Here is an 18,670-nt window from a genome sequence, read left to right as displayed (position 1 = left end):
CATGGTTTGTGTTCGTTCTGAAGATACAAAACCTACTGGCATTAAAGCCAAAAAAAGTAAAGCCCGTCATGTTGAATACATACGGGCTTTTGTTTATCTAAAATTTAAAACGCTATTGTTGTGGATGTTGGTGACGATCACCACTTAAGCGAAGTTCGGCTTCAAAACGAGACTCGGCATTAATTGCAGCTGCATTGCTTTGGCCTTTGAGCTGCGTATTCGCAAGCGATATTGCCAATGTTTGACGCCAGCTTTGACCTTGCACCATATTCATTGGCTCGGGTAGGCTTTCGACCAGACTGATCCCATTAAGCTCTGGCAGCATTTCATCAATCACCAACGCAGCGCGATTTTCTAGACTGTCTTGCGCAATTCGTCCCCTTTGTCCCCAGTCAATAATCAGCGAATCCGCAGTTAAAATCGCAGGTTTATTGGTGACGGCGACATCACGCAATATTTGATAGCGATAACTCATCATGGCTTCCTCAAATAACATGGCCGCGTCTTCACGGGTACTGGAATAGGCATAGAAGTCGCTGGCGATATCGGCAGAAAAGAAAGTACTGACATCCGATGCTTGATAGGTCTTTTGCACATTACTCGCCGCTGCGCCGAGGAAACTAACATTGGCAAGTCCCATCATTTCAGTACTCGTTAATGGGTAGGTTTTGCTGACTTGATCTGAAATTAGACTCTTGTTGGCATTGCGGCGGCTGTAGTCATCTAACAGTCTTGGCCCTGTGAGTGTGGCATGCACGCTGCGTGGAAAAAAGTCATTGGCATGGGCGAGTTCGTGATACAACAAGGAGGCCAGATCGGGGTTGATTTGCGCTAATGTGCGGTTTGCTCTGACGGTGATAGGCACGCCAAGGGAGGCATATTGGTTATCTTTTACATAACGCCAAGGCATCACAAAGTTAAGATCATTTCCAAAATTACTGCGGTAATCCGGCGCTTCATTAATAGTGTCGCGTTGGCTTGGCGTAAGCCATAAATCATTGGGATCGAGATAAATCGCCCCTGTGACTACCCAATAAAAAGAAGGGCGTACATCATAGCTAATCACCACGGCCGTGACGGATTGTAATAGGCGAGCAAAATCGCTGTTGGGGTCCATCTGGGCTAAGAAAGCGGCAAAGTTATCGCCCATCCAGTCGTGTGAAACCAGTACACGATTTAGAATGGTCTCACGATTTAGATCGCTTGAGGTTTGACCTATCAAAGGTAAGGTATTGATAGTGCAGCTATCATTAAGCTGATTGGAGTAAACACAGTTTGCTAGCACATTGGCGTAAGGTGAAGCCGGACGATAGGCATGGGTGCGCGCAACTGGGGTATCGAAGTATGGCGAACTGATCGCTGGCGCTGAGGTTGTTAGCACAAAGACATCATCGCTAAGCTGATTGCCATTGACGTTGGCATTCACTTTGAGGCGAGTGATTGTATCCTGGGTGACCGTTGGCGCGGTAAACAAGGGTCTAAACGGATCGCTCACATCGACCATTAAATCTGGGCCAGATGCTACACACCAAGAGATATTTGCTGCGCTTAATTCCGATTGTTGTCCGAGTCTTAAGCTCACATTATTACCTTCAACCACTTGGTGATCTTGACGGACGTTTAGCATACCCGTCGATGTGGGATCGACATTAATGCCAATTTCTCCGGTGACATCTAGATTACTGCCCGTCACATGCAAGCTAAAACGGTAGCCGCCTGCGGTGGGAGTATCAAAGGCTAATACCGGGCTGTTTTGACTGACGAGTACTATGTTAGGGCCATCGATTTGCTGCCAACGGAAGGTTAAGTCTTGGCTGTCACGATTTAGGATATTGGCAATGATAGTACTAGATTGACCCGCCACATAATTTTGCTCGGTTTGAAAGCGAATTGAGGATGACGTGGTGGTAATGAGTGGCGAAATGCTATCTGTGCAGCGTGCTAGTGAAGTGGATGGTGGCGTGACGACACTATCATCTGGTTGACTATCACCACCGCCCCCGCATGCGATGAGTAGGCCAGAGCAGGCCATAAATCCGAAAAATTTCAGTGGTATCGACATTCCCATTACACCATTCTCCCTTGTTAACTCTGCTGTGCTATTTAGACTTTTGTGGCGCCATGGGACGCTTATACTGTGAGAAACTGACTATAGCACGGGCACTTAGTTGCAAAAAGTCAGTGTAAGTATAATAAGTGTTAATTTTGTCGTGATGGGAATTGACGTCGGAACAGAGGTTAGAACTAAGGTTAAAATAGGTATTTAGACTGAGATCATAAGGGATATTTGAGCCAAGGTTTGGTCTTGTAATATAAAAAATGCCGCCATACCTAGCAAGGTGAGACGGCACTGAAAATACATTGAACGGACTATTCTTTAGATTTTTTCTTCAGGCCTAATCCCAGTTCACGACCACGTATGCGGGCATAAAATGGGAAAGCGATTAGCAGTACGCCAATCAATAATACTTCGATTAAGGCAAAAGCGAAGGCGTCATTGGTGACATAAAGCAGGGTGAGCCCATGTAACATATATAAGCACAGAATAAAACTTGCCCAAGCGTAAGTGTATGGATTACCTTGGAAAACTCCCTTTGCGGGTAGTAATAACGGCACTATCCATAAGAGGCTAAATAGCAGGGTGTATTCACCGCTAATCCCTTGGCCAACAAACCAACCGCCTAACAGCAGCACTAGCGCAAAGTAGCCTAAACGGCTAAGGATAAATAAGGTGTTGGACGTCATAAGTCTACCTAAGGGTTGAAAATAAAAGCCATTTTGGTTTAAAAATTATGGGTTAAAGAATAGTGAGCACATTCTCAGGAGGACGGCCGATGGCTGCGCTTTGATTGGCGAGCACAATTGGCCGTTCGATGAGTTTAGGTGTGTTGACCATAGCCTCAATTAACTGCAATTCTGTTAGTGATGAGTCTGCAAGTCCCAAGGCTTGATATTCTGCTTCCTTGGTGCGCATTAATTCGCGAGCACTGATGCCTAATTTAGCCAGAATGTCGCCGATGTCTTTAGCCGTAGGGGGATTTTTTAAGTATTCCACTAGGGTAATGTCGCAGCCTTGTTGCTCGAGTAAAGCTAAGGTTTCACGGCTTTTTGAACAACGTGGGTTATGGTAAATCGTCGCTTGGGTCATAGTACTAGAGGCTCAATACGGGCTGAAATAACAATGGCGCGGATAATAACAGAAAAAACCGCGCCCCGTCAGTGTGTTCGGGGCGCATAAATGGGTAATTGTCTTTAATCTATTTGTAAAAAAACTTATTACTTAAGCGCATCCATCTCTTTATCAGCCATTTTAAACTGGCGAATACGTGCTTCAATACGTGCAAGCTGTAATGGATTATTTTCGGATGCACGGTAGGCGAAGTTAAGTTGATCGATTGCGCCCTTATAATTAGCACCTAAGGCCATCAGCTCTGCGGTGGAAAAATATTCCAATGCTTGATTACCGGTTTTTTTATACACCATAGTCAACAATTGATAGGGCAGTTCATTTTGTTTATCGAGGAAAATCATATCTTCCAGCAAAGGGATTGCTTTGGGGGCTTGATCGGCTTCGATATATATATTGGCTAAGTTGGCATTGATCACTTGAGACGTTGGTTTCATTTTACGCTGGGCTTCGAGCATAGTAATCGCTTTTGCATAGTCCTTACGTTCGATCAGTAAATCAGATTTAGTGTCTATATAAAACAGGTTGTTATTATCGATTTTTAACAGTTCATCGACGATTTTTTCTGATTCATTAAACTTCTTCAATCTATATAAAGCCAGCGCTTTGCCATAAAGTGCTGCCTCTTTGAAGGTATAGGTCTGTTTGTTGAGCTGCCGATCAAACATGCTTAATACTGCTTCGTCGCTATAGCTGGAAAAACGGACTTGAATACGAGCTTTTGCTAGCTGAAAATTAAGATTATCAGGGATATAACGTTTAGGGTATTGCTCGGCACGGTTACGGGCTTCAGTGATCCGCGATTCAGGCAATGGGTGAGTTAATAACATTTGTGGTGGTGTGGTGGTAAAGCGATAACGACTGGCTAATTTACCAAAGAAATCCGCTGCAGCATTAGGATTAAAGCCTGCATCCACTAGAATTTGCATTCCGATGCGATCGGCTTCCTTTTCATGCAAACGGGTGTAGTTGATTTTCGATTGTGTCGCCATGGCTTGGGTTGTCGCAAGCGCCGCCATACCTGCTTGTGGTACTGCAATCGTTAACAAAATGGCGCCGAGTAAACCGGCAATTGTTGCAGGATTACTTTTTTGCTGTGCTTCAAGGGATCGGGCAAGGTGACGTTGAGTAACGTGAGTCACTTCGTGGCCTAATACTGAAGCCAGTTCGCTTTCATTGTCGGCATTGAGAAATAAGCCTGTGTGTACGGCAACATGGCCGCCAAAGAAGGCGAAGGCGTTGATTTCATCATTTTGTAATAGGAAAAAATAAAACGGCGTTTTTACGCCTGTGGCATGGGCGACCAGTTTATTGCCAAGCTCGGTAAGATATTGACTCAACACGGGGTCATTTAGCATAGGTGCCGATGAGCGAATGATGCGCATATAAGCATCACCGTAAACCATTTCTTTTTCAAGGCTGAAGGTGTTAACTGCGGCTGTACCTAAATCCGGTAAGTCATTGTTGGCAAAGCTTTTGGCGGCGAAGGTTAGCAGCATCAAGGAGAGTGCGCCTGCAACAAAAGGTTTTAATCGAGTCAAAAAAGTCAAGTTACGCAAGCGGATCCTTTTATTTCTAATTATCTCAACTAAAGGCAGATACTGCACTTAGCTTGTAGTTTGAGGTGCAACTTAGGATAATGGCCCAAGTTCGTCTATAGCAAGTTCATTATGATTTTTATTGATTTAACGCTCTTTCGTTGTCCAGTACCCTTAGTGAAAGTGAAGCTTGCATTGAAGCCAATGCGAGAGGGTGAGCAGTTGCATATCTTACTCTCAGACTCTGGTTCGCGGCGAGATGTTCCCCAATATTTAAAAAAACAAGGGCATGTCGTGCAAGAGTTGCGTAATGATGCAAGTCTGTTAGCCTTGATGGTCACCAAAGTTGATCTATCTCAGGGATAAATTGAGGATTTTTATGTTTAAATCCTCTTAGACTAACATCAAGCGCCTAATTCTGAGCCAGAGTGCCGCTCAGGCTAGGTTATTTACTCTTGTCAGTATTTTTTTGATTTAGCTGACATGTAGAAGCGAAAGTCTAACTGAGTAAAGTCTCGAATAACATCATGATAAATAAACTTTCCTGAGCGTTTGGGAAGCCTTGCCAACCATCACTATTGGAATGATCCATGTTTACTGTTTTTTCTCGTTGGTATCAAGAGCGCTTTAGTGATCCACAAGCTGTGACCTTAATGGCTATTCTTGTCGGGCTTGCGCTAGTGATTTATTTTGCGGCAGGTCTACTTGCTCCGCTGTTGGTCGCTCTTGTGTTGGCATTTCTATTGGAATGGCCTGTGGCGCAAATGCTTAAATTGGGGATTAATCGCACCGCTGGTGCGTCCTTGGTTATTGTGTTGTTTTTGGGAATCGTGGTTTTACTGACATTTGGCTTAATTCCGAGTGTGTGGCGTCAAGGTGTTAGCTTAATTGCCGACTTGCCTAGCATGATAGATAAAGGCTTGCTGACAATACAAACACTGATCAATCAATATCCACGATTTATCAATCCAGAGCAGTTAGATCTGATGGTTGGTGAGCTTAAAAAACTGCTCGATACTCAACATGTGTTGGATATTGCTAAGCAATTAATCGGTTATTCAGCTTCTTTACTCGTCTTGATGGTGTACGCGATTTTAGTGCCCTTACTGGTGTTTTTCTTTTTAAAAGATAAAGATCAACTGATTAGCGGCAGTAAGCGATTTTTTCCCACAAATCGCCAGCTAGCGCGTAAAGTGTGGTTTGAAATGCACCAACAGATTTTTAATTACATTCGTGGCAAAGTGATCGAAATCGTGGTTGTTGGTGTCGCAACTTATATTTTGTTTGCCTTGATGGGACTGCGATATTCGGTGTTGCTCGGTGTGTTAACTGGGTTATCGGTATTGATCCCTTATGTCGGTGCAACCTTAGTTACATTACCTATCACCCTAGTGGCATTTTTTCAGTGGGGTTTTAGTTCTGAATTTGGCTATTTAATGTTGGGTTACGGTATTATTCAGGCGCTCGACGGTAATTTACTCGTGCCTATTTTATTCTCCGATGCGGTGGATTTGCATCCGGTGATCATCATAGCGGCCGTTTTAGTCTTTGGCGGTTTATGGGGTGTATGGGGAGTATTCTTTGCCATTCCATTGGCATCGTTGGTCAAAGCCGTGATTAACGCTTGGCCTAAAACAGAGCTTGAGGCTGACAATAAACTTGATGCGAGTTGATGCTTACCTGTCTAACCGCCATTTGTATTATTGGTTATAGTGGGCGAGTTAACCGTTATCGCTAATTCCTTCTGGCATTTGAATTAAGTGCCAGAGGCGTTTGGGTTGAATGTTGTGCCTTCACAATTTAAAGCATCCTCGTCTAGTACTCTGTACCCATTCACTTATTGTCATTCCTTTTTATTATCACTTTGTCTTAAGTATCACCATGAATCGAGCTTTTAGTTTTAGATTAAGGGGGATTTATTCTGTCGCTTGCCAGTTTAGGGATTTACATTATGTAGCCTCTAGGTTAGGTAGATGTAAAACTCTTATATAAGCATGTGGTTACATGATGCAGCGCACATTTTACCCTTGAGTATGTTGATAAAGTTGTGTCGCTTAGTTTGGGTTTGCTTATTCGTTCATCCTTAGCTAAGTTATATCGAGTCGTGCTATTTATTTTGGTTGAGAGATGGAAGTCACCCTGACAAGAATTTCCACTGACAATCGCCATTGGAGGATACTATTGTGAGCAAAAAACTATTAAGTGCGCTTTTCGGGGCAAGTCTTGCAGCGTTAGCGCTGTCGCCAACCGCATTTGCTGCAGATCAAAAATTGTCTGATTTCCATGCTGAGTCAGGTGGATGCGAAAGCTGTCATAAAGATGGTACGCCTTCTGCGGATGGTGCCTTTGAATTTGCACAGTGCCAAAGTTGTCATGGTACCTATGCTGAAATGGACGCTGTGCATAAACCACATGACGGTAATTTAGTCTGTGCAGATTGTCATGCGGTACATGATATGAATGTCGGTCAAAAACCTACCTGTGAAAGCTGCCATGATGATGGTCGTACCCCAGCAACTGTTCTGAAAAAATAATCAAACATATTAGAAACGTTGGCGTGAGCCTTCAAATCTAAATAAATAACGCCAGCAAATGCTGGCGTTATTTTTATGACTAAAGTCACTCATTACTCATCTTTGGGTTGGCCTTGGATGATTTTTTTACCCGAAAACATGGCTGAAATAATCCCTGGTTGACGTTTTACTTCAGTATAAATCACCGCGAATACATGTAATAACATCAGCAGTAACAACAGATAAACCGCATAGACGTGCACTTGACCTGCCAATCCTTTCATTGGTTTAAGTGCATCCGCTTTTTCTGCGTTCACACCCGTTGCATCATAGGGTTTTAAGCTTGTTGGTTCGACATTGGTATCAGCAAGATAACTTTGTACAGCACTACCTAGCGGCGGATAATAAATATCTGTACCTGCACGGAAAAGTCCAGTGATCATTATGGTCACTAATAGCAACATGATGGCCAGCACGGCAAATTTACCTTTAGGGTTATGACCTAAATACTGCGGATTTTTCCCCGCGGCTAATTCAGTCTTATAAGCTATTAATTCGCTTTTGCTATTAGCATTGGGAAACATGTGGCTGAAACGCGCATATTTGTTACCGATAAAACCCCACACAAAGCGGACGATGAGGTTTATTGCAAACGCATATCCTATGCACACGTGTAAAGTTTTCAAGCCAATTTTACCTGTTAACTCAGATATGCCTAGCTCAGTGCGATACATCATGATGCCACCGACTAAGATGAGTGCGAGCACAAGAATGACATTAATCCAATGAAATAATCGCGTCGGTTTGTCCCACACTGGATAGGATTTTATTTCAAAAGCGGTGGGGTTACTGCTGGACATGGAATTTCCTTATTTTTTGTGTTGGTATGATCTTACGCTTTTATCCTAAAATTTCAGTAACTTTTTTCAGTTTCAATTAAGACTTCTGATTGATAGTGTAGTCAACGAAAGTGTTAGAAGTTTTTGATTTGCGTACGGTAAATATTTTTTACGTAAGTCTTTTTAATCTGTTTTATCTAATGCTAATATCGTGACCACGGTAGACTTGGAAGTCTATTGAACGGATGTTGAAGTCGTATTTGGAGGATCTTAGATCCTTAAAGTGAATAATCGTTAACCAGACAGGGAGTGAGCAGGATGTTCAAAATATTACATTGGATTGTAGTGTCACGATCGCAAGTATTGATGGAATTGCTCGCAGGACGTTGGCCGCAGGAGTTTCTCGTTAAGTTGACCCAAGTCAGCCCTGATGAGATGTGTGAGAAAATCAAAGATAATAATGCCTCCATGGTCGTGATCGATTTAGCGACTGTTGATCTTCAAAAAGCCCATCAATTTCAACGTTTACTTGCCCGTGAGCAACCGAGTGTGCGAGTTGTCTATTTACAGTTCCCTAAACAAGTGGATGCACGTTTTTTAATGCAAGCTGCCACAACTGCAGGGGTGTTTTATCTTGATGCAGGTTTAACTGAAATAAGCCTAGGACTCTCGAATATTTTACGAGGTCATAGGGTCATCCCAATTCAGCTCATTAATGGGGTAAATGATGATTTTGGATTGTTCGAAGACACTGAACCGTTAACTATCCGTGAGCGTGAAGTATTACAAGCATTGTTGACGGGAAGTACTAATTTAGATATCGCCAATCAGTTGTTTGTCAGTGAAAGCACGATAAAAACCCATTTGTACCGAGTATTCCGTAAAATTGGAGTGTCTAGCCGTGGTCAAGCGATTGCGTGGGCACAAACCTATTTGCACGATGTGGTGGTTTAAGTCGATATCAGTATTGATATACAAACGTATATACGTTTAAGTTAAGTCTTATCTCAGATAAAAGGGGCTAAAGCCCCTTTTATTATTTCTCAAAAGTGTTCTTAAGCCGAAAGTCTATTAACGTCCAAGCCAAGCCGCTATTTTGCTTTTGTCACGAATGGATAGGGCGACAGTATCCTTAGCCGCGGCAGTTATCATCAATTCACCCGTCATCAATTCATCCCGTCTAAACCAATGTAAATTCAAGGATTCACCCAGCGGATACTGCTGTAGCTGCGCCTCAAATTGTCCTGTGACTTGTAGGTTATCCGCGGCAATTAACACATCACCAGCACTTAACCCTGCAAGGTGTGCAGGGCTGCCTTGGGTGACAGTCACGATTTTTAATCCTATAGGTGCTGCTTGGGTTTTCGCGCCGAATGCAATCTCATAACCTTTCACTTGTCCACCGCCCACATCTTGCGGGCCTTGGCTGGCCCGAAGACTCAAGTTGATCCCAAATTCGGCGAGTAAAGCCGCTAACGGAATATCGTCAGTGCTATCTAAGTAGGCAAACAGATCTTGGCAATCACGACCAAGGAGTCGTTCAACGATGGCTTGATGGCAAGTATCTGTGGTGCCTTTATCTTGCAGAGCATATTCCTGCCATAAAATCTGCATAACATGGTCGAGATTGTATTTGCCCTGGGTTTCGCTGCGCAGGGTTAAATCTAAATACAGCGCAAACAGAGCCCCTTTAGTGTAATAACTGATGATGGCATTTTGTGCGTTTTCATCCTGCTTGTAGAACTTAGTCCAAGCATTAAAGCTTGAGTCCTTAACACTTTGTTTAAAGCGCCCCTGGCTGCGATAGACACGGGTGAAGGTCTCACTCAGCATATCTAAATAGCTTTGTTCATCTACCAGACCTGCACGATAGGTAAGAAAGTCATCGTAATAGGAGGTGATGCCTTCATAGGCCCATAATTGTGGCGTATAGGTTTCTGCCTCAAGTTTATAGGGTAAAAAGCATTCAGGCTTAATGCGCTTAACGTTCCAGCTGTGGAAATACTCGTGGCTGCACAGGGATAAATAAGTGCGATAGTCATTATTGATTGGCATATCTAGCGACAGCGGTAAGTCTTTGCGTGAACACATTAATGCAGTAGAAGCTCTGTGCTCTAAACCGCCAAAGCCATTGTCTAATACTGTGGTCATAAACAAATAATGTTTAAACGGTGCAGGCGTACCAAAGAAGTTAATCTGATACTCACAAATGGCCTTTAAATCTTGGCAGAGCCTTGGCATACAAGCACGGTGGCGACCATTGAGTACGATATCATGCCGCACGCCACAGGCATCAAAACTCCCTAAGGTGAATAAGCCCATTTCCACCGGATGATCGATGAGCTCGTCATAGCTTTTAGCTGAAAATTGGCCGAAGGCAAAATCGTCACCACTGGTGCGGGTCATGCTGGTCGCAAGGCGCCAGTCACTTAATGTTGACTCTGTTGGTGGCTCTATAGAGACGGTGTGTAAAGAGTCTTCGAAACCATGGGCGGATAAAAACACGCTACTGCCATTAAAGAAGCCGTGGGTCATGTCCAAATGCGCGGTGCGCACCGACAGATCCCAAGCATACACTTGATAAGTCAGAATAATTTCGCTGCTATTATGGTCAACCGACCAAGTTTGCTTATCTAGTTGGGTGAGCTTAAGCGTTTGGCCTTGTGCATCTTGTGCCTTGAGTTCAATGATATTTTTGGCAAAGTCGCGCACCATGTAACTGCCTGGCAGCCAAGCGGGTAGGCTAAAGACCTGCAATGGCTTGGGTTGTGATAATGTCATAGTGACAGCGAATAAATGGGCTTTCGGATCGACGGGGATTATCTGGTAATGGATCATATTTATCCTGCAAAACCTGAGTGTTTTAATGGTGGCCATGCTGCCAAAAATGCCTGCAACTGGCAAATGAAAAGCAAAATATCTGCAGACACAAAGTATTGAATTGCTAGTATACTATGCCAACTAACCCAAGGAGGACGCCCCATGGCCGAAGAAACGATTTTCAGCAAAATTATTCGTCGCGAAATTCCCGCGGATATTCTGTATCAAGATGAACTTGTGACTGCCTTTAGAGACATTTCCCCTAAGGCGCCAACCCATATTTTGATTGTGCCGAATCATTTGATCCCTACGGCGAACGACATGAAAGCCTCTGATGAGCCGGTGCTTGGCCGTATGATGACGGTTGCAGCTAAATTGGCGGCGGAAGCGGGTATCGCTAAAGATGGCTACCGACTGATCATGAACTGCAATCAACACGGTGGACAAGAAGTCTATCACATTCATTTCCACCTTGTGGGCGGGGAGCCTCTGGGGCCCATGTTGAGCCAAGGCAAATGAAGGTCAATTCGGATTTTTTCCCGCTGACCCAAATGGCGCAGCGGTTTGTGGATCAACTCGCTCAGTGTCGCCGTCTCGGTTTGACCGTATTGGAGGCGAGTGAGCACCATGTGTTGATTGAGTTGCCCTACAGCACTGAATTAATTGGGTATCCTGATACCGGTGTTATTCATGGTGGGGTGATCACTACTTTAATGGATACCGCGTGTGGCAGTGCAGTCGTGAGCGCTATTTTCCATAAATTCAAATTATTAGAAATATCACCTACGCTCGATTTGCGGGTGGACTACATGAAGCCCGCTCAGCCCCATAAGCCTGTATTTGGTTTTGCAGAATGCTATAAGTTGTCTTCTAATATTGCCTTTACCCGTGCAATTGCTTACCAAGACAGTATTGACGATCCCATCGCCCATGCCGTCGGCTCTTTTATGCGGATCAGTCCAGAAATGGTCGGTGATGCCTTTAGGCAAGCGTTAATGGGTGAAGCCGTGCCTGCGATAGGAGAGAGTGATGAGCGCAAATAATTCGATACTAGATGCAGCCAGTACAACTCAAAACGCACAGGTTAAAGCGCCTATTGATGTGCAAGGGATAGTTAAACGCGCTACTGAACTTAATGATTTTGGCCATTTACTTGAGCACGTTCCCTATGCCAAATTTATTGGCATGAAGGTGGAGCGTTTTGGTGATGAACTGATTTTTAAATTGCCCGCTAAAGATGACAATATCGGTAATCCTGTGTTGCCCGCCATTCATGGCGGCGTGATTGCGGGCTTTATGGAAATGTCGGCGATAGTGCAGTTAATGGTATTTATGCAAACGGCAAAGGTGCCTAAAGTCGTTGATTTTTCAATTGACTATTTACGTGCAGGCCTGCACAAGGATAGTTTTGCTGAGTGTCGTATTACCCGTCAGGGTCGACGAGTCGCCAACGTGAATATTGATTGTTGGCAAACCAATCGTAAGCAGCTTATTGCTACGGCACGGGCACATTTTTTGATTGATTAATCTGATTAAGTTTAGATTGATGAAGCATGACTGATTCACTATTTTAGATTGAGAATGCTTTATTTAACCTATGTTATTAAGCATGAGTTCAGCACTGTTCGATTAGTTTGTCGTTTAATGGGAAATGATGCGCTAGCTGCGTATTTTGTGGCGTGACTAGGAGAAATATATGAAACAAGTTTATACAGGGTTATTACTGGCCGCAGCGCTTACCTTAGGTGCTTGTGCCTCACATACCGCAGGGATTTCAGTGAGTTCACTGGGTGAAACCCGCGTCGATAATTCCAGCTTTGCCCGAGATATTGCGGTACAGAGTGTGGATGCACGCCGAGTCGGTGATTTAGTGCAGGGCTCAGCGTTGATTGTTAGCAAATCCTCTTCCGATATGCGTGTGCAATATAAATTCACTTGGTACGATGCCAGCGGCTTTACTATCGAAGATGAAGCGACCAGCTGGAAATCGGTGAAATTACACGGTAAACAGCAATTGCAAGTCGGCGCTGTTGCACCTAATGCCCAAGTGGTTAAATTTGATGTATACGTGCGTGAAACCTTTTCAAACTAAGCTTGAGTTTGCTTCTGTTTAGTTTATTCCGTGTTTAATTGATTTTTTGATATTAAACCCGTTCTAAAATGGCTTACTTCTTTTAAGGAGTAAGCCTTTTTATTCGTTTTACATCAACTTTCAATGACCTTAAGGTCACTCAAATGTTATTAGCTTTCGTCTTTTTGACATTGAAAGTTGCGATAAATTACCCATTTTTAAGCAAAAAGGTTTACGGCAAGGTGAAATCCGGACTTTAGTCCTAAATACATTCAGTGATTGAGCACTACTATCAGCATATTACCACATGAGGATAGAAAGATGACTGCTCATATTAATGCTCAACCTACTGATTTTGCTGAAACTGTTATTATGCCGGGTGATCCACTCCGTGCTAAATATATCGCTGAAACCTATCTCACCGATGCCGTAGAAGTCACGAATGTTCGCAATATGCTTGGTTACACGGGCTTTTACCAAGGACAGCGCATTTCCGTTATGGGTCATGGTATGGGTATTTCATCTATGGTGCTCTATGGCCATGAGCTGATTAATTATTTTGGCGTGAAACGCATTATTCGTATTGGCAGTTTAGGTGCAACACAAAAACATGTACAAATGCGAGATGTCATTTTAGCCCAAGCCGCAGGCACGGATTCAGCTACTAACGCTAAGCGTAGTAGCGGCTACCAAATGGCAACTTCTGCGACCTTTTCTTTATTGCATAAAGCCTATACAACAGCGAATGAGAAAGGCATTAGTGTAAAAGTTGGCAATATCTTTAGTGGTGATCTTTATTACGATCCCGATGAAGATATGATCCCTGCACTTGAACGTTTTGGGGTATTAGGTATTGATATGGAAGTGGCGGGGCTTTATGGATTGTCACACCAACAAGGTATCGAATCATTAGCCATTTTAACGGTATCGGATCATTGTTTAACCGGTGAAGAAACAACGGCCGAAGAACGCCAACTCTCTTTTAATAATATGATCGAGCTCGCGTTAGAAACCGCCCTCAATTAGGTTTAAAGCCATCCTTTGAACCCTTAGCATTTCACTTATGGAATGACATAATGAATAATAAAATTACTTTAACAGCCATCAGTTTTCTCGCCAATTTTATTATGGCGGGCTTTGCGACCCAATTTGGGATGTTGATTGAACCCATAGCTGAGAAATTTGCCGCTAATGTTAACGAAGTTGCATCAATCTTTTCATTGCTCAATGGTGGTGCACTCGCGGGGACGATTGCAGCATTTTTCTTTATTGAAAAAATGGGTATCAAAAGAATGACCTTGATAAGTTACAGTCTGGTTGCTCTTTCTGCTCTGGCTTTACATCTAACCAGTTCCCTACAAGTTGTGATGGTAGCAATGACCTTAATTGGTTTTTGTGGCGGTATCGGTCTATGTATTGCTGGTACGATTGTGGTGTCTGTGTGGCAAGAGAAATTACAAAGCACAATGTTAGTGGTGCAAGATGCAACGTTTAATATTGCAGGCGTTATTTTTCCATTGATAACGACTTATGCATTAACAAATTCATTATCATGGAGTTATAGCTATTTAGCCGTAGGTTTAGTGGCGTTCGGTACAGTCATTATTACCTTGTTCACTCATTTCTCTATTTGCGAGCAATCGTCTACAACACAAGAGAAACAACAGTCTGAATGGAATCTCGGTATTATTAGTGGAGGTATTGGTTTATTTTTAGGAATGCTGGCTTTATATACTTTTTTAACTTGGGCACCTTTATTTGTAAAACAAAAATTTGATATTCCGTTTGAAGATGCCGGTAATATTATTACCCAGTATTGGTCCGCTGCGCTAATTGGGGCGTTAATTTCGACTGTGATTGTGACTCGTGTAAAAATTCACCATTTCTTAGTCGGTATTATTGCTTTAGCTATGGTGATCACCGCTGCCATTGTCAGTACCAATAATCTTAATTGGATAGCTTATTTAACCTATGGCTATGGTTTTGTGTGTGCCGCGCTTTATAATGCATTTATTGCTTATGGCGTGTCTTTTGTAAAAAAAGCTAGCAGCAAAAATGTGTCATATATTCTTATTAGCGGAAGTGCAGGGGCGATGTTTAGCCCAGCCATCAGTTCTTTCTTTGAACGTATTATCGGATTACAAACTGTGATGTATGTGATTCCTTTGCTTTACGCAGCGATATTTATGCTATTGATCGTTTCAAGTCGGATGAAATCGGCTATGGAACAACACTCGCCATCGGTAAGTTAATTTACCTGTTCATCTATCCCACACTCGGTTGTTAAATTAAGTCGAGTGTGGGTTATGTTGAAAGCGGTTATATACCTGCTTCAACAAATTTCTTGAGTGCGTTGAGATCACAAATCCGAATGCCATCTTTTTTCCGCTCAATTAAGCCTCGTTCCTCAAGATTTTGTAGCGCCCGACGGTAGACTCGGTCGGTAGTGCCAAATCGTTCAGCCTCTAAATAGCGTTTACTAAAGCCATCTACGGGCAAGTCATTTAAGTATTCATGGTAAATATCAAATGCCACGTTATAACTGATGGGATAGAGCAGTCGCCGAGTAAAAATATCCACTGTGTCTTGGTAGTCAATCGCAATTGCACTAGCAAAAAATAGCGCGAGTTGAGGGTGTTGACCGAGGCAATGTTGCAGTTTTTCAGCGCTAATCAACATGATTTCTAAGGGTTCACTGGCAATAATGTCTAGTTGACAGTGGTACTGGGTGAAGAACTCCATTTCGCCAAACAGCTGTGAATCACAATCAATAGTACCTAATTGAAAACACCGACCATTTCTCGCGGTATGGCCGAGTGATACGCGACCTTGCTTCACCAATACAAGTGATGCCATCGCTTCCCCCTGCGTCATGAGGTGAGCGCCTTTTTTGAGCATTTTTATTTCGCTGATACAGCTAAGTACAACCGCTTCAATAAGTGGATAGTCTTGCTCCCATCGCTGGCTATAACGTCCTTTCGATAAAGGTTTTAGCTGCATCGACTATTGTCCTCTTACTGTGTTCGAAATTGCGACCTTCTATAGCATTATCATGATAGGCGGTCAAATGGACGAAAGGATTTAGGCGGCTAATAAAGATATTTTCATCATACGAACTGAAGGGCAGTGGTTTTCGCGACATTTAATTGAATCGCAGAGATAAGAGTGCCCACTTTTTATTTCCGTCATGTATACTAGGCGCCGCCAAGGGGTGTTTGTTGTGCATTAATGTTACTCTGATTTTAACGTTAACGGCTGCAAACTGAGATGTCATCTGACGAACCCTTAGAACCTGATCCGGCTAATACCGGCGTAGGAATGGGCCAATCAACAGCACACTTCTGAATCGCTTATTCGTTGCCGGATCTCAAACATTATATTTGAGGTCCTATGTCAAACCGTAAAACGTCAAACCATCAATCTCCATTTTCAACCGTATCGCCAAGCTTATTTTTAGCCCGAGCGCCGCTGGCGTTAGCCATCGCCGCAGCGCTGAGCACCCCTGTTTTTGCACAAACCGACGCTATTGACAGACCCGATCCCAGCCCTGAGATGGAAGTCATGGTGGTGACGGCGGATTTTCGCAGCTCAAGTTTAGAAAAAATGCCTTCAAGCATTACCGTTATCGACAGTCAAAAAATTCAGGATGAAAGTGCGCAACACTTTGAAGATCTGCTTAATTCTATCGCCAATTTTAACTGGTCAGGTGGAAGCTCTCGGCCGAAATATTTTCAAATTCGCGGTGTAGGGGAACAGGAACAATACCAAGGCGCACCTAATTCTTCCGTGGGTTACATCATAGATGATATCGATTTATCCGGTATTGGTATGGTGTCGAGCATGTACGATCTACAGCAGGTCGAAGTGCTTCGTGGACCGCAGGGGACGCGTTACGGCGCGAATGCCTTAGCGGGACTGATTTATCTGAAGAGTAACGATCCAACTGATGTGTTTGAGCATGGCGGCGAAGTGTCGTTAGGCGATGATGATTTACGCACTTTTAGCGGTTTCAGTTCTGGCCCATTAACGGATTCTGGCAAGCTGCTTTATCGTGTGTCAATGCAGCAACATCAGCAAAATGGTTACCACGATAACCTGTATTTAGGCCGTGATGATACCAATGGTCGCGATGAATTCAGCGGCCGCGCTAAGCTGCGCTGGTATGCGACAGATGATTTGCAGTTTGATTTAACTGTGCTGCATGCCGATTTTGATAATGGCTATGATGTGTGGAGTTTAACTAATTCACCAACTCAGACAACATCGGATCAACCGGGTGTTGATAGCCAACGCACCACAGGCGCGGGTTTTAAAGCGACCTATTCTGGCGCAGAAAACTTCGAATTAACTTCGTTAACCTCTTTTGCGAATACCGATCACCATTACAGTTACGATGGCGATTGGGCTAACTCAGAATATTGGGCCTCTAAGCAATGCAATGATGACAATGGCAATCTGGCGCCGTGTCAATACGATTATTTTTGGGATAAAACGGGTCAGCGTAAAACCGCGTCGCAAGAGTTTCGCCTAAGTTCTACCGAGCAGGGCCGTATTTTTGCAGAGAGTACTGATTGGTTGCTTGGTGTGTATGCCATGAATCTGAAAGAAGATAACCAATTGTATTCTGAATACAATGCTTCGCCGGATGAAGTCTTAGACTCAGAGTATGAAGCGACAAATTATGCGCTGTTTGGCCAGCTTGATACGGATTTGGGCTCAAATTATGCTTTATCTGTGGGTCTACGTTTAGAGCGTCGCAACAGCCATTACTCTGATACGAATAACGATAATTTCGACCCGAGCGAAACCATGTGGGGCGGTCATATTGCTGTGAGTAAAGTGCTGAACGACTCACACAATGCTTATGTCCGAGTTGCACGCGGTTACAAGGCGGGCGGTTTCAACATGACTTTGCCCGTCGAGTTGAACGATAAAAAAGAGTTTAATACTGAGACGCTCTATAACTATGAAATCGGCCTTAAATCCCATTGGTTAGCGGGACTTATCGATACTAATTTGGCGCTGTTCTATATGGACAGACAAGATCAACAGGTGGCTGCATCACAGCAAGATCCCGATAAACCACAGCGTTTTATCTTGTTCACTGAAAATGCAGGCAGTTCGAATAACTATGGCGCTGAGTTAGATGCAACCTGGTATGCCACGGATAATCTGCAAATTTACTCAAGCTTAGGTTGGTTAGAAACGGCCTACGGTGACTACCAGTATCAGGACAAATATGGCACTGAGGTGGATTTAACTGGCCGCGATCTAGCCCATTCTCCACATGTTACCTACAGCCTTGGCGGGACTTATCGTGCCAATTCGGGTTGGTTTGCTAACCTGAATCTTAGCGGTAAGAGTGAATTCTATTATTCAGACAGCAATGAATCCCGCTCTGAACCCTACACTATCGTCAATGCCCGTGTAGGTTATGAGTCGAGCGCATGGTCGGCATATTTATGGGGACGCAATCTGTTTAATGAAGAATACGGTGTGCGTGGCTTCTATTTTGGCAATGAGCCAGATAACGGTTGGGCGGAAAAGCAATATATTCGTTACGGCGACCCGCGTCAGATTGGCGTAACCTTTAACGTTAAGTTTATGTAATAGCTCATTTTAAAGTGAGCATAATCATTTAAGTGTTAACTGAACTGTAGCCCAGTATTTGGGCTACAGCCTTACTTCAGAATATCAAGGAA

Annotated in this window: 18 protein-coding genes and 1 riboswitch; of the genes, 11 read left to right on the top strand and 7 right to left on the bottom strand. The window is 43.5% G+C overall.

Going from position 1 to position 18,670, the window contains the following annotated elements:
- Positions 1 to 112: 112 nt before the first annotated feature.
- The 4 genes from L5M37_RS01285 to L5M37_RS01270 form a co-directional block, all read right to left on the bottom strand.
- Entirely contained in the window at positions 113 to 2,068 is a 1,956-nt protein-coding gene (locus L5M37_RS01285) for a hypothetical protein (RefSeq protein WP_263199101.1), read from the bottom strand.
- Between the two features lie 302 nt (positions 2,069 to 2,370).
- Positions 2,371 to 2,745, bottom strand: coding sequence for a DUF2069 domain-containing protein (locus tag L5M37_RS01280; RefSeq protein ID WP_028760312.1), 375 nt, complete (start codon positions 2,743 to 2,745; stop codon positions 2,371 to 2,373).
- A gap of 52 nt (positions 2,746 to 2,797) precedes the next feature.
- Positions 2,798 to 3,148: an arsenate reductase (glutaredoxin) gene (arsC, locus tag L5M37_RS01275; protein ID WP_105252827.1), complete on the bottom strand. Its 351-nt coding sequence runs from the start codon at positions 3,146 to 3,148 to the stop codon at positions 2,798 to 2,800.
- Positions 3,149 to 3,276: 128 nt separating this feature from the next.
- Complete coding sequence (locus L5M37_RS01270) at positions 3,277 to 4,746, bottom strand: M48 family metalloprotease (RefSeq protein ID WP_263199100.1); 1,470 nt, start codon at positions 4,744 to 4,746, stop codon at positions 3,277 to 3,279.
- Positions 4,747 to 4,857: 111 nt separating this feature from the next.
- Between L5M37_RS01270 and L5M37_RS01265 the strand changes: the two genes are divergently transcribed.
- The 3 genes from L5M37_RS01265 to cctA all read left to right on the top strand — a co-directional run bounded on the left by L5M37_RS01265 (position 4,858) and on the right by cctA (position 7,259).
- A complete protein-coding gene (locus L5M37_RS01265; RefSeq protein WP_028760309.1) occupies positions 4,858 to 5,091 on the top strand; it encodes a sulfurtransferase TusA family protein in 234 nt (77 codons plus the stop codon).
- Between the two features lie 224 nt (positions 5,092 to 5,315).
- Positions 5,316 to 6,398 carry an AI-2E family transporter gene (locus L5M37_RS01260; RefSeq protein WP_263144622.1) on the top strand — a complete coding sequence of 361 codons (1,083 nt, stop codon included), beginning with the start codon at positions 5,316 to 5,318 and terminating at the stop codon, positions 6,396 to 6,398.
- Between the two features lie 510 nt (positions 6,399 to 6,908).
- The gene (gene cctA, locus L5M37_RS01255) at positions 6,909 to 7,259 is read left to right on the top strand and encodes a tetraheme c-type cytochrome CctA (RefSeq protein WP_105252823.1); all 351 of its coding nucleotides are present in this window, start codon (positions 6,909 to 6,911) and stop codon (positions 7,257 to 7,259) included.
- A gap of 92 nt (positions 7,260 to 7,351) precedes the next feature.
- On the opposite strand, the gene L5M37_RS01250 is transcribed toward cctA, so the two are convergent.
- A complete protein-coding gene (locus L5M37_RS01250; protein ID WP_263144624.1) occupies positions 7,352 to 8,098 on the bottom strand; it encodes a cytochrome b/b6 domain-containing protein in 747 nt (248 codons plus the stop codon).
- A gap of 297 nt (positions 8,099 to 8,395) precedes the next feature.
- Between L5M37_RS01250 and L5M37_RS01245 the strand changes: the two genes are divergently transcribed.
- A complete protein-coding gene (locus L5M37_RS01245; protein ID WP_028760305.1) occupies positions 8,396 to 9,031 on the top strand; it encodes a LuxR C-terminal-related transcriptional regulator in 636 nt (211 codons plus the stop codon).
- 117 nt (positions 9,032 to 9,148) lie between these two features.
- On the opposite strand, the gene L5M37_RS01240 is transcribed toward L5M37_RS01245, so the two are convergent.
- On the bottom strand, positions 9,149 to 10,915 hold the full coding sequence (locus L5M37_RS01240; protein ID WP_263199098.1) for a M61 family metallopeptidase: 1,767 nt from the start codon (positions 10,913 to 10,915) through the stop codon (positions 9,149 to 9,151).
- Positions 10,916 to 11,059: 144 nt separating this feature from the next.
- Between L5M37_RS01240 and hinT the strand changes: the two genes are divergently transcribed.
- The 6 genes from hinT (at position 11,060) to tsgA (ending at position 15,220) form a co-directional block, all read left to right on the top strand.
- Positions 11,060 to 11,416, top strand: a complete 357-nt coding sequence (gene hinT / locus L5M37_RS01235) for a purine nucleoside phosphoramidase (RefSeq protein ID WP_006081303.1) — start codon at positions 11,060 to 11,062, stop codon at positions 11,414 to 11,416.
- Positions 11,413 to 11,940 (top strand): PaaI family thioesterase, encoded by a 528-nt coding sequence (locus tag L5M37_RS01230; RefSeq protein ID WP_028760303.1) that lies wholly within the window; start codon positions 11,413 to 11,415, stop codon positions 11,938 to 11,940. The genes hinT and L5M37_RS01230 overlap by 4 nt, the downstream gene beginning before the upstream one ends.
- The gene (locus L5M37_RS01225; RefSeq protein ID WP_168823948.1) at positions 11,927 to 12,424 is read left to right on the top strand and encodes a PaaI family thioesterase; all 498 of its coding nucleotides are present in this window, start codon (positions 11,927 to 11,929) and stop codon (positions 12,422 to 12,424) included. Before L5M37_RS01230 ends, L5M37_RS01225 begins: the two co-directional genes overlap by 14 nt.
- A gap of 169 nt (positions 12,425 to 12,593) precedes the next feature.
- Positions 12,594 to 12,989, top strand: coding sequence for a YcfL family protein (locus L5M37_RS01220; protein ID WP_028760301.1), 396 nt, complete (start codon positions 12,594 to 12,596; stop codon positions 12,987 to 12,989).
- 300 nt (positions 12,990 to 13,289) lie between these two features.
- The gene (gene deoD / locus L5M37_RS01215) at positions 13,290 to 13,994 is read left to right on the top strand and encodes a purine-nucleoside phosphorylase (protein WP_173245369.1); all 705 of its coding nucleotides are present in this window, start codon (positions 13,290 to 13,292) and stop codon (positions 13,992 to 13,994) included.
- Between the two features lie 50 nt (positions 13,995 to 14,044).
- Complete coding sequence (gene tsgA / locus L5M37_RS01210; protein WP_219252759.1) at positions 14,045 to 15,220, top strand: MFS transporter TsgA; 1,176 nt, start codon at positions 14,045 to 14,047, stop codon at positions 15,218 to 15,220.
- Positions 15,221 to 15,287: 67 nt separating this feature from the next.
- Here tsgA and L5M37_RS01205 read toward each other — a convergent pair whose 3' ends face one another.
- Positions 15,288 to 15,968: a Crp/Fnr family transcriptional regulator gene (locus tag L5M37_RS01205; protein WP_012196926.1), complete on the bottom strand. Its 681-nt coding sequence runs from the start codon at positions 15,966 to 15,968 to the stop codon at positions 15,288 to 15,290.
- A gap of 197 nt (positions 15,969 to 16,165) precedes the next feature.
- Positions 16,166 to 16,304: riboswitch (TPP riboswitch) on the top strand.
- Between the two features lie 54 nt (positions 16,305 to 16,358).
- Here L5M37_RS01205 and L5M37_RS01200 point away from each other — a divergent pair.
- On the top strand, positions 16,359 to 18,578 hold the full coding sequence (locus tag L5M37_RS01200) for a TonB-dependent receptor (RefSeq protein WP_263199097.1): 2,220 nt from the start codon (positions 16,359 to 16,361) through the stop codon (positions 18,576 to 18,578).
- Positions 18,579 to 18,670: the final 92 nt, after the last annotated feature.

The sequence above is a fragment of the Shewanella sp. SM69 genome (assembly GCF_025653985.1).
Taxonomy (GTDB): Bacteria; Pseudomonadota; Gammaproteobacteria; order Enterobacterales; family Shewanellaceae; genus Shewanella; species Shewanella oncorhynchi.
The sequence above is the reverse complement of the archived record's forward strand: the minus strand, read 5'-3'. Positions and strand labels throughout refer to the sequence as shown.